This window comes from Luteibacter sp. HAY1-4A, from assembly GCF_056755355.1.
Genome location: NZ_JBNDHZ010000033.1, coordinates 1 through 11,471, shown reverse-complemented (window position 1 = coordinate 11,471; position 11,471 = coordinate 1). Strand labels below are relative to the sequence as shown.

Annotated in this window: 6 protein-coding genes and 1 pseudogene; 3 read left to right on the top strand and 4 right to left on the bottom strand. The window is 67.2% G+C overall.

Translation table 11 applies throughout. The annotated features are described in order from the left end of the window. Positions 1 to 19: 19 nt before the first annotated feature. Both hemB and ACPYOD_RS12400 read left to right on the top strand, forming a co-directional pair. Complete coding sequence (hemB, locus tag ACPYOD_RS12405; RefSeq protein ID WP_481302038.1) at positions 20 to 1,009, top strand: porphobilinogen synthase; 990 nt, start codon at positions 20 to 22, stop codon at positions 1,007 to 1,009. A gap of 98 nt (positions 1,010 to 1,107) precedes the next feature. Then, on the top strand, positions 1,108 to 2,916 hold the full coding sequence (locus ACPYOD_RS12400; protein WP_481302037.1) for a monovalent cation:proton antiporter-2 (CPA2) family protein: 1,809 nt from the start codon (positions 1,108 to 1,110) through the stop codon (positions 2,914 to 2,916). Here ACPYOD_RS12400 and ACPYOD_RS12395 read toward each other — a convergent pair whose 3' ends face one another. Both ACPYOD_RS12395 and ACPYOD_RS12390 read right to left on the bottom strand, forming a co-directional pair. After that, positions 2,917 to 6,345 carry an ankyrin repeat domain-containing protein gene (locus tag ACPYOD_RS12395; protein ID WP_481302036.1) on the bottom strand — a complete coding sequence of 1,143 codons (3,429 nt, stop codon included), beginning with the start codon at positions 6,343 to 6,345 and terminating at the stop codon, positions 2,917 to 2,919. 90 nt (positions 6,346 to 6,435) lie between these two features. Continuing rightward, complete coding sequence (locus ACPYOD_RS12390) at positions 6,436 to 6,738, bottom strand: YcgL domain-containing protein (RefSeq protein WP_481302035.1); 303 nt, start codon at positions 6,736 to 6,738, stop codon at positions 6,436 to 6,438. A 240-nt stretch (positions 6,739 to 6,978) separates the two neighbouring features. Between ACPYOD_RS12390 and ACPYOD_RS12385 the strand changes: the two genes are divergently transcribed. After that, positions 6,979 to 8,406: an OmpP1/FadL family transporter gene (locus ACPYOD_RS12385; RefSeq protein ID WP_481302034.1), complete on the top strand. Its 1,428-nt coding sequence runs from the start codon at positions 6,979 to 6,981 to the stop codon at positions 8,404 to 8,406. A gap of 148 nt (positions 8,407 to 8,554) precedes the next feature. Here the strand turns inward: ACPYOD_RS12385 and ACPYOD_RS12380 are convergent, their stop codons facing one another. Continuing rightward, entirely contained in the window at positions 8,555 to 9,925 is a 1,371-nt protein-coding gene (locus ACPYOD_RS12380; RefSeq protein WP_481302033.1) for a glutamate--cysteine ligase, read from the bottom strand. A gap of 156 nt (positions 9,926 to 10,081) precedes the next feature. After that, a pseudogene (rho, locus tag ACPYOD_RS12375) lies at positions 10,082 to 11,431 on the bottom strand (transcription termination factor Rho); the annotation flags it as partial. Between the last annotated feature and the right edge of the window lie 40 nt (positions 11,432 to 11,471).

Here is an 11,471-nt window from a genome sequence, read left to right as displayed (position 1 = left end):
CAACGAACAGGCCCGCCCCATGACCTTTCCCGCCGTCCGAATGCGCCGCATGCGCCGCGACGCGTTCTCCCGCGCGCTGATGCGCGAGACCGTCCTCACCGTGTCCGACCTCATCATGGTGGCCTTCGTGGTCGACGGCGAGGGCGTGCGGCAGCCGGTGCCGTCCATGCCCGGCGTGGATCGCCTTTCCATCGATGAACTGGTGAAGCTGGCGGCGGAGTGCGTCGAGCTCGGCATCCCCGCGCTGGCCCTGTTCCCGTCGGTGGACGCGTCGGTGAAAACCGGGGACGCGCGCGAGGCATGGAATCCCGAGGGTCTCTTCCAGCGCGCCACGCGCGAGCTGAAGCGGCGCTTCCCGGAGCTGGGCCTGATCGGCGACGTGGCGCTCGACCCATACACCACGCACGGCCAGGACGGGCTGATCGACTCCGACGGGTATGTCATGAACGACCCGACCGTCGAGGCGCTCATCAAGATGTCCCTGGCGCAGGCCGAGGCAGGCATGGATTTCGTGGCACCGTCCGACATGATGGACGGCCGCATCGGCGCCATCCGCGAGGCGCTGGAAGACGCGGGTTACATCCACACCCGGATCCTCGCCTATTCCGCGAAGTACGCCTCCAGTTTCTACGGCCCGTTCCGCGATGCGGTGGGTTCGACGGCGAACCTCGGCAAGGGCAACAAGCACACCTACCAGATGGATGTGGGCAACAGCGACGAAGCGCTGCGCGAAGTCGAACTGGATCTCGCGGAGGGTGCCGACGTCGTCATGGTGAAGCCGGGCTTGCCCTATCTGGACATCGTGCGTCGCGTGAAGGACGCCTTCGGCGCGCCGACCTTCGTGTACCAGGTGAGCGGCGAGTACGCGATGATCAAGGCCGCCGCGCAGAACGGCTGGGTGGACGAGAAGGCCGTGGTGATGGAGTCGCTCCTGTCGATGAAGCGCGCCGGTGCCGACGCGATCCTTACCTATTTCGCCGTCGACGTCGCCCGCTGGCTGAAAGCCTGACCGTGAGTGTGGGAAGCGCTTGCACGCTTCCCACACGATTCGCCAAAACCTCGGACGGTCCGCGTGACATAATCCCTGAGACTTATCGGGGAGCCGGGATGGACGGTCATCATTTTCTCGAGACGGCTGTCGTCTTCCTCCTGGCGACAGTGGTCGCCGTACCGCTGACCAAGCGCTTCCGCCTCGGTGCCGTCCTCGGTTACCTGCTCGCCGGCGTGGTCATCGGCCCGTCCGTGCTGGGCCTGGTCAGCGATACGGAAGGCGTCGCCACGATCTCCGATTTCGGCGTCGTGCTGATGCTGTTCGTCATCGGCCTCGAACTTTCCCCGTCGCGGCTCTGGGTCATGCGCCGCGCGGTGTTCGGTACCGGCAGCCTGCAGGTGCTCGCCTGCGCCGCGGCGCTCGGTTCGATCGGCTATTTCCTGTTCGGTCTCACCTGGAAGGCCGCCGTGATCGTCGGCGGCAGCCTGGCGCTTTCCTCCACGGCGTTCGGATTGCAGATCCTTGCCGAGCGCAAGGAAGCCGGTACCGTCTATGGCCGCCAGGCCTTCGCGATCCTGCTGTTCCAGGACCTCGCCGCGATTCCGCTGATTGCCGCGGTGCCTTTGCTGGGCGGGGCGATCGCTCGGGACGCGCACGCGCCCGACCTCATCACTGTGGTTCGGGTGGTCGGCACCATCCTTGCCGTGATCGTCGGCGGACGGCTGCTGTTGCGCCACGTGTTCCGCTTCGTCGCACGAGCGAAAAGCACCGAGGTGTTCACCGCCACGGCGCTGCTGGTGGTCATGGGCACTGCGTGGCTGATGGAAGTGGCCGGTATCTCGACGACCCTGGGCGCCTTCCTCGCCGGCCTGCTGCTGGCGGATTCGGAATACCGGCACGAACTCGAGTCGAACATCGAGCCGTTCAAGGGATTGTTGCTGGGCCTGTTCTTCATCAGCGTGGGCATGTCGGTCGACCTGGCCATGCTGGTCGACAAGCCGCTGCTGGTGCTCGGCATGGTGGCGTTGCTGATGGTGGTGAAGGCGGCGCTGATCATGCCGCTGGGCCGGTTGGTGGGGGCACTGACCACGGCCGATTCCGTGCGTCTGGCGGCGGTGCTTGCCTGCGGCGGCGAATTCGCGTTCGTCATCCTCAACCTGGCCCAGCAAGGTCGCGTGATCGACGACGCCCAGCGCGGGCTGATGGTGATGGCCATCTCCTTGTCGATGGCGCTTACGCCGCTGCTCGTCCTGGTCGCGTCGCGCATGGTGACCGAGCGCGTGCGCAAGCCCGATCGCGAGTTCGACAGCATCGAGGCAGACACGCCGCGCGTCATCATCGCGGGCTTCGGCCGCATGGGCCAGATCGTCGCGCGTATCCTGCGCGCGCAAGGCATCCAGTTCGTCGCCCTCGAAAGCTCGGTGGAGCAGGTGGAAACCTCGCGCCGCTTCGGTGGTACCTCGTTGTTCTTCGGCGATCCGGGGCGCCCGGAGATGCTGCGCGCGGCGCAGGCCGACAAGGCCGAGGTCTTCGTCATCGCGACCGACGACCCGGAAGCGAACCTGCGCACCGCGCGGCTGGTGCGCCGGCAGTATCCGCACCTCAAGATCGTCGCGCGTGCGCGCAACCGCCAGCATGTGTTCCGCCTGATGGACATCGGCGTCGAGGATCCTGTGCGCGAAACCTTCTACTCCAGCCTGGAGATGACGCGCCACGTGCTGGAGTCGCTGGGCATGAGTGCCGATGTGGCGCAGAGTCGCCTGGAGCGTTTCCGCAGGCACGACGACCAGGTGCTACGCGCGCAATACCTCGTCTACGACGACGAAACCGCGCTCGTGCAGACCACCAAGGAGGCACTGCACGACCTGCAACAGCTCTTCGAGGCGGACGCGGTCGAAGAGCGGGTGCGCGACGAGCAAACCTGATCAGTCAGGCTGCGCAGGCTGCCGCAAGGTCTGCCTGACGCTGGGGATCGCACCGATGCGCGTGCCCAGTTCGTGCGCGATGTCCACGTAACCGAGGTGCCGGGCCACGTCGCCCGCCGTGCGGCCGAACGCGTCGGCGGCATTCCGGTTCGCACCGCGATGCAACAGCACGCGCGCCGGTGGCAGCAGCGCGTGCATCGCGCAGGCATGCAGCGCGCTGACGCCGCGGTGGTCGGCATGTTCCAGCTTCGCTCCCGCGTCCAGCAGCACCGGCACGAGCGCGCCCAGGTGGGTGGCGTCCGCGTGTGCGCCGGGGCGCATGTGCGCGCCGAGCAGGATGAGCAACGGCGTGACGCCTTCCTTGTCCGCCTTGTTCACGTCGGCACCTTTACCGATAAGGGCATCGAGGAGGCGCCGCGCACGCAGGCTGTCGCTGCTGCCGAAGCAATACTGCGCGGCAGCGTGCAGTGCGGTGTGGCCGTGCGCGTCTTGCGCGGCCACGTCGGCGCCGGCGGTCAGCAGCAGATCGGCGATGTCGGGATAGCCCAGCGTCGCGGCGATCATCAGCGCGGTGGCGTCGCCGGGCAGACGCTGGTCGACGGCCACGCCGCGTTCGATGAGCAGCGACACCACGTTCTCGCGGCGTGCGTTCACCGCGGCGGCGAGTGCCGTAACGCCGGATGCCGCGCTCGCCGCGGGGTCGGCGCCCGCGACCAGCAGACGCTCTGCCACATCGCGATGCCCGGCACCCGCCGCGCGGAGCAGTGCGGTGGCGCCCTGGCTATCGCGGGTATCCACGGCGAAGCCGAGTTCGAGCAGGCGGTCGACGGCCTGCAGATCGCCTGCGGCGGCTGCGGCCGGGAGATCGTCCGCTCGCAGCGCACGCCGCGGAAGAGGCCAGGTGGACCAGCTCAGCCAGCGCTCCACGTCGCCGTGACCGATGCCCAGCCCGTAGGGCGTTTCGCCGTTGATGTCGGCCGCCTCGGGATCGGCGCCATGCGCGACCAGCAGGCGAACCAGCGGAAGGCTGTCGCCGCCTTGTTCCAGCGCGGCATGCAGCGGCGTGCGGCCGCCGGTGTCGCGCACGTTGGGGTCCACGCCTCGCACCAGCAGCGCGGCGAGAAGGCCTGCGCGCCCGGTGGCGGCGGCCATGTGCAATGGCGTACGTCCCCGCGCGTCGGCACCGAACGGATCGGCGCCCGCCTCGAGCATGGCCAGCGTGAGCCTCTCGTCGGCATCCTCCATGCGGCAGATCGCGTGGCCCAGGAGGCCCGCGCCAGCCGGGCTGGCCCCGGCGCGCATGAGCTGGAGCAGGGCGTCCGCGGAATGTGGCAATTGCGGAAGCAGGGCGTCGAAGAGGCGGCGGCCGAGCACGTCTTCTTCGTCCGCCGGCGCGGCGAGGCGCGCTTCCGCCGGGAGGCCGTGGTCGAGCAGCCAGGCGCGAGCGGCGTCGAAGCCGGCGCCGGCAAGGTCGACGTACAGGGCAGCCAACTCATGCGCGGGCCATTCGCGTGCCTTGGCGGCGAAGGTGGATGCCACCGCCCAGTGGCCGAAGCGCAGCGCGTCGTACAAATGCAGCGGTGAGTCCGCGCCGGCTTCCGGAACGACGGACTCGCTCAGTGACGTCGGCAGCGGTGTTTCCGGGTCGAGCAGCGCGACGAAATCCCAGCGGCCGGTGGACGCGGCGTGGTCGAGCGCGCTGCGGCCGTCCGCGGCGGGCTCCTTCGGCTGCGCACCGAGCGCGAGCAGTGCGCGGACCGTGGCCGCCTGGGCACGGGGCGACTGGCAGGCGAGCGTCAGGGCATCGCGTCCGTGGCCATCGCGCGGCGAGGCATCCGCGTTCGCATCGGCCAGCATCTGGACGATGCCGTGTGCGCCGGCGCGGGCGGCTTCCATGAGGGGCGTGGTGCCGTTCTTGTCCGCCAGGTTGGGGTTCGCATGCGCCTGGAGGAGGACACGGGCGATCTGCTCGTGCCCTTCGGCCGCGGCGGTGAGCAGCGCGGTGCGGCCATCGGCATCCGTCGCATTCACGGGTGCCTTGTAGCGAAGCAGCAACTTCGCGCCCTCGCTGTCGTCGTCGGGAATGCCGGCCGCGGCGACCAGCGCGGGCTCGCTGCCCACGGGCGCGGGCTTGGCGCCGTGATCGAGGAGGAAGCGCGCCAGCGTCCAGTTTGCGGCGCGGCAGGCGATCACCAGTGGCGTCTCCCCCGCATGGTTCACGGCATCCACCGGCGCCCCGGCATCCAGCAGCATGGCAGCCACGGTGGGCTCGGCACTGAGCACCGCGCCGTGCAACGGCGTGCTGCCCTCGGAGTCGGTACATGCGGGGTTGGCGCCATTGGCGACCAGGGTGAGCACGGCTTCCGGACGTCCGTGCCAGCTGTCCCGGCTGGCGGCGAGCAGGGCGGTCATGCCGTTGTGCGCGCGGTTCACCTGCGCACCTTTACCGATCAGCGCACGAAGCAGGCGCGTGTCCGGCGAAAGCGCAGCAAGGGTGAGCACGGGCCGTTGGTCACGATCGCCAGGCTCCGCGCCGGTGTCGGGATCGGCCCCGGCCTCGACCAGCGCCACGGCGCGAGCGATGTCGCCCGCGCGCGCCGCCGCCAACAGGGAGCGCTCGCGCACCCCGGGCTGGCTCTCTTCGCTGGCGAGCACGGGAATCGGCGCGCGGACGGGCTCGACCGGCATGGCCGGCGAGTTGTCCCGGGACTCGGTGCGACCCGCGCGGATGTGATCGCGGCGATCGCAGAGCAGGGCGCGCAGCGTGCGGTTGGCGATGAGCATGCAGCCGAGCGGCAGCAGCACCAGCGCGTAGATGCCGAGTGCCGCGATGCGCATTTCGGGCGGCAGCACGCCGTACAGCCCGGAAAGGGCCACGGCGCTGAAGGCGAGGACGAGCAGCGCGAACGAGGCGGGAAGGAAGTGCGAGAAGAAACGTTCTTCGGCGGAAAGGTGCCGGCCGAACGTGACCGAGCGGGCCATCGCGGTGAAGATCCAGGACCCGTCCCCGCTGTTCTCGGGATAGGCGTCGTCCCAGACGAACACCAGTCCGAATGCCGGCCAGACCCGCCACAACGCGGCAAGGGCCACGACCAGCGTGGCGGCGAGCAGGAGGGCGGCGCCGAGGCTCGGCGCCTGCGTGAGCTTGAGCAGCGGCCATGCCACGAGCACGAAGACGACGAAGGTATAAGCGGTGAACATCACCAGGTGCGCGGAACCGCGGCGCAGGACGGTGCGCATGTAACTCGTTTCCGGGTCGAACCCGATGGCATGGCACACCGCGCCCATCGCCAGGGCGTTCGCCAGCAGCAGCGGGATCAGGGCCAGTGGCGAGGCCGTCAGGCCGGCACATGCGACCGCGGCGATAGCGGGGAGGAACCAGGGCAGCGCCTTGATCAGCGGTGGGCGACGACGTTTGGAATTGGCCATGCGCGCGAGTATACGGAGCCGTCCGGGCCCTCGCGGTAACGCGACGTTAACCCGGGTTGCACGTTTCACGCATATGCGGAATCGGCCAGATCAGGCGCGAACCAGGGTTTCGTCGGGATCGATCTCGCGGTTGTGGTTCGGCTGGTTGCACACGCTCAGGGTTTCATTGGGCGGCGTCTGCATGTGCCAGCCCTGCGCGGCGAGGTTGGCCAGCACGCGCTCGGTATCGTCGTGGGGCAGCTTGCGCTGCGGCGTAAGTTCCACTTCGAGCACGAAGTTGAGCTCCCCCAGCAGGAGTACCAACGTTTCGGGGAGGAGGTCGAAGCCCTCGCGGCGGGTGAGCCAGACATAGGTGTCGGGCTTGCGCTGACTGGCGTAGACGAAGCAGTGCATGACGGCAGGTCTCGCTGGCGGGCGGGTCCTACACCCTAGCAAATGCCGGCCACGAACGGGGCCGCATACCCGTGACCCGTTTCACCTTTGTTGCACTGGGACTTGCAAAACGGGCGTCAAGTCGTCCAGAGTGCAAACCCAGAATGTTAAACGCGCGTATGAAAACGGGTAAGTTTCCGCTTTCACACGCGCGTTTCAATCGCCCCCGAGCAGTAAACGATAAGCAGGAGCCGAACCCGCATGCAGAAGCTGAACCTCCATACCCGTCCGCTGGCCATCGCCGCCCTCTCGCTGGCCATCGCCGGTGCCCTGGTGGCTCCCCAGGCTGCCCAGGCCAGCGCCTTCCAGCTGAAGGAAAACAGCGCCAAGGCCCTCGGCCGTGCCTTCGCCGGTTCCACCGCGGCGGGTGACGACGCCTCCGTGATCGTCAACAACCCGGCCGCGATGTCGATGCTCAAGGGCAACGTGTTCCAGGCCGACGTCACCGGCATCAACTTCAGCACCAAGTTCCACGGCACGGCCACCGACGCGCAGGGCCGTCCCATCAGCGGCGGCAACGGCGGCGACGCCGGCACGACCATTCCGGTTCCGGCGCTGTACTTCGCGTCGCAGGTCAGCGACCGCTGGCACATCGGCCTGGGCCTCACCGCCCCATTCGGCTTCAAGACCGAATACGACTCCGACTGGAAGGGCCGCTACAACGCCATCAAGTCCGACTTCAAGTCGTTCGACGCCACCCTCTCGGCCTCGTTCGACGTGACCGACGACTTCGCCGTCGGCGTCAGCGCCATCGCGCAGAAGACCAGCGCGGAACTGACCAGCGCCATCAACTACAACACGGTGGGTCTCGGCCTGATCCAGCGTGCCGCGGCCGCCGGCCAGCTGCCGCCTGCCGCTGCCAGGGCGCTTGCCGCGCAGTACGCCGCGGTCGTGCCGCCGGGCAGCGACGGTTACGCCAAGATCAAGGGCGACGACTGGGCCTATGGCTGGCAGGTCGGCGGTCTGTGGAAGCTGACCGCCAACGACCGCATCGCTCTCAACTACCGCAGCAAGATCAAGCACACGCTCGAAGGCACCGGCAACTTCACCATGCCGACCAACGTGACCGCGGTGCTGTCGAATCCTGCCGTGGGCAGCCTGCTCGGCAGCGGCCAGCCGCCGTTTACCCACACCGACGGCCGCGCGGGCTTCACCACGCCGGCCATCGCCACCGCCAGCTTCTGGCACCAGGACGAGAAGTTCGGCCTCGGCTTCGACCTGTCGTGGACGAAGTGGGATTCCTTCCAGGACCTCACGGTCAAGTACTCGAACCCGAACCAGCCGCCGACCACCGAGCACTACGGCTGGCGTAACACCTGGTTCGCGTCGGTGGGTGGTGAGTACTACCTCAACGACAAGCTGACCCTGCGCGGCGGTGTCGCCGTCGACACCACGCCGACCTACGACGACACCCGTTCGCCGCGTGTGCCGGATTCGACCCGTAAGTGGCTGGCCGTCGGTATCGGCTACAAGGCCACCGATCGCTTCGAGATCAACGCCGGCTATGCGCACATCTTCGTGAACAATGCGCACATCGCGGGCGTCACCGACGGCACGGGCGACCGTCTGGTCGGCGAGAACGACGACAAGGGCAACCTGCTGAGCGTGTCCGCCAAGTACGCGTTCTGATCGCTCCACCGATCGGCTGATAGAAAAAACCTCCCCGGCAACGGGGAGGTTTTTTTGTCTCTTGTAGGAGCCGCTATAGCGGCGAGGGCAATCCTGTAGCGTGTCGCGATTTTACTCGCCGCCATAGCGGCATCCTACGATGCGCGCTTCAGTACGCGTAGTCGCGGAACACCGGGTCGACGCTGCCGTTCCACTCGCCGTTGAACAATTCCAGCTTCACGTCGGCCTGCGTCTTGCCGGAGATCGCGATTTCCATGAGCGGCTCGAGGTAGATCGATTCGTCCGCGTCGCGGTTGCCACGGCGGTTGCGCCTCTTCAGTCCCGCGTCCGCGATCTTCAACGCTTCCAGCGACAGGTCGCGCACCTTGTGCTTCCGGAAGCGAAGGTCCAGTGCTTCTTTCGGCACGCCTTCGCGCAATGCATGGCGTTCCGCCTTGCTGAAATCCTTCACCAGGTCCCACGCCGCATCGAGCGCCGTATCGTCGTAGAGCAGGCCGACCCAGAACGCCGGCAGCGCGCATAGCGAATTCCAGGTGCTGGTGTCCGCGCCGCGCATTTCCAGGTACTGCTTCAGGCGAACTTCCGGGAACGCGGTGGTGAGGTGGTCGGCCCAATCGGTCATCGTGGGCTTCACGCCCGGGAGCGCGGCGAGTTTGCCACGCATGAACTTCTTGAAGTCCTGTCCCGAAAGATCGACGTACTTGCCGTCGCGGTAGCTGAAGTACATCGGCACGTCGAGGATGTAATCCACGTAGCGCTCGTAGCCGAAGCCACGCTCGAACACGAAGTCGAGCATGCCGGTACGGTCGCCGTCGGTGTCGGTCCACACATGGGACCGGTACGACTTGTAGCCGTTGGGCTTGCCCTCGGTGAACGGCGAGTTGGCGAACAGTGCCGTGGCGATGGGCTGAAGCGCGAGTCCCACGCGGAACTTCTTCACCATGTCGGCCTCGCTCGAGTAATCGAGGTTGACCTGCACGGTGCAGGTGCGGGTCATCATGTCCAGGCCGAGCGAACCGACCTTGGGCATGTAGTCGCGCATGATCTTGTAGCGGCCCTTGGGCATCCACGGCATCTGGTCGCGGCGCCACTTCGGCTGGAAGCCCATGCCGAGGAAGCCGATGCCGAGTTCCTCGGCCACCGAACGGACTTCCTTGAGGTGGTTGGTGACCTCGTCGCACGTCTCGTGGATGGTTTCGAGCGGCGCTCCGGAGAGCTCGAGCTGGCCCGCGGGTTCGAGCGTGATGTTCGCCTTGCCCTTCGTCAGCGCGACGGGCGTTTCACCCTCGCGCGCGATATCCCAGCCGTAGCGCGATGCCAGGCCTTCGAGGATGGCGCGGATACCGGGGCGGTCGCCTTCGAAGGGCGGCGGCGTCAGGTCGTCGCTGTAGAACCCGAACTTCTCGTGCTCCGTGCCGATACGCCAGTCTTCACGCGGTTTCTCGCCCTTGGCCAGGTAGGCGGCCAGGTCTTGGCGGTCGCCGATGGGCGTGCTCTTCGCGGCGCTGGGGATGGACACGGACTTTCCTTGACGTTGGGCTCAGGGCCGGTAGCCGGACCACATGGGGACGGGTCTTCGCAAGCAAAAGGTGCCTGCGCGCGGAGCGTAGCATCGCGGCAAGAAAAAGGCCGCCCGGGGGGCGGCCTTCGCAGCTTATTTCGGCAAGGCGCGAAGTCAGCGCTTCATCGAATTGAAGAACTCGTCGTTGGACTTCGTGTTCTTCATCTTGTCGAGCATGAACTCCATGGCCGCCAGTTCGTCCATCGGGTGGAGGAGCTTGCGCAGGATCCAGATCTTGGCGAGCAGGTCGGGATCGATGAGCAGGTCTTCGCGACGCGTGCCGGAGCGGTTGATGTCGATGGCCGGGTACACGCGCTTTTCGGAGATGCGCCGGGACAGGTGCACTTCCATGTTGCCGGTGCCCTTGAACTCCTCGTAGATCACCTCGTCCATCTTCGAGCCGGTGTCGGTCAGCGCGGTGGCGATGATCGTCAGGCTGCCGCCTTCCTCGACGTTGCGCGCGGCACCGAAGAAGCGCTTCGGACGCTGCAGCGCATTGGCGTCGACACCGCCGGTGAGCACCTTGCCGGAGCTGGGTACCACGGTGTTGTAGGCGCGGGCGAGGCGGGTGATGGAGTCGAGCAGGATCACCACGTCCTTCTTGTGCTCGACCAGGCGCTTGGCGCGCTCGATCACCATTTCGGCGACCTGCACGTGGCGCACGGCCGGCTCGTCGAAGGTGGAGCTGATGACCTCGGCGCGCACCGTGCGGGCGATTTCCGTGACTTCCTCCGGACGCTCGTCGATCAACAGCATGATCAGGTGCACGTCGGGATGGTTGTACTGGATGGCTTGCGCGATGTTCTGCAGCATCATCGTCTTACCGGACTTCGGCTGGGAGACGATGAGGCCACGCTGGCCGCGGCCGATCGGTGCCACCAGGTCGAGGATGCGGCCCGTGATGTCCTCGGTGGAACCGTTGCCGCGCTCGAGCTTGAACGCCTTGCGCGGGAACAGCGGGGTGAGGTTCTCGAACAGCAGCTTGTTCTTCGACGCCTCCGGCGGATCGCCGTTGATGTCGTCGACCTTGAGCATGGCGAAGTAACGCTCGCCTTCCTTCGGATGGCGGACGCGTCCGGTGATGTAGTCGCCGGTGCGCAGGTTGAAGCGGCGGATCTGGCTGGGCGACACGTAGATGTCGTCGGGACCGGCCAGGTAGGACTCGTCGGCCGAGCGCAGGAAGCCGAAGCCGTCCTGGAGGATCTCGAGCACGCCCTCGGCCCAGATGCCGCCGCCGGAGCGGGCATGGGCCTTGAGGATGTTGAAGACCACGTCCTGCTTGCGCTGGCGGGCCACGCCTTCGCGAATGCCGAGCGACTCGGCGAACTCCAGGAGCTGGATGGAGTTCTTGCGCTTCAGCTCGGTCAGGTTGATCAGGCGATCGTTGCTGCCGGCGTCGGCGTTCTCGTCGTCGTCGACGGGGTAGCCATTGTTGTTGCGCGGCTGCTGGTAGTTGCCGCCGCCATTGCCACCACCTGTCTCTTATACACATCTCCGAGCCCAC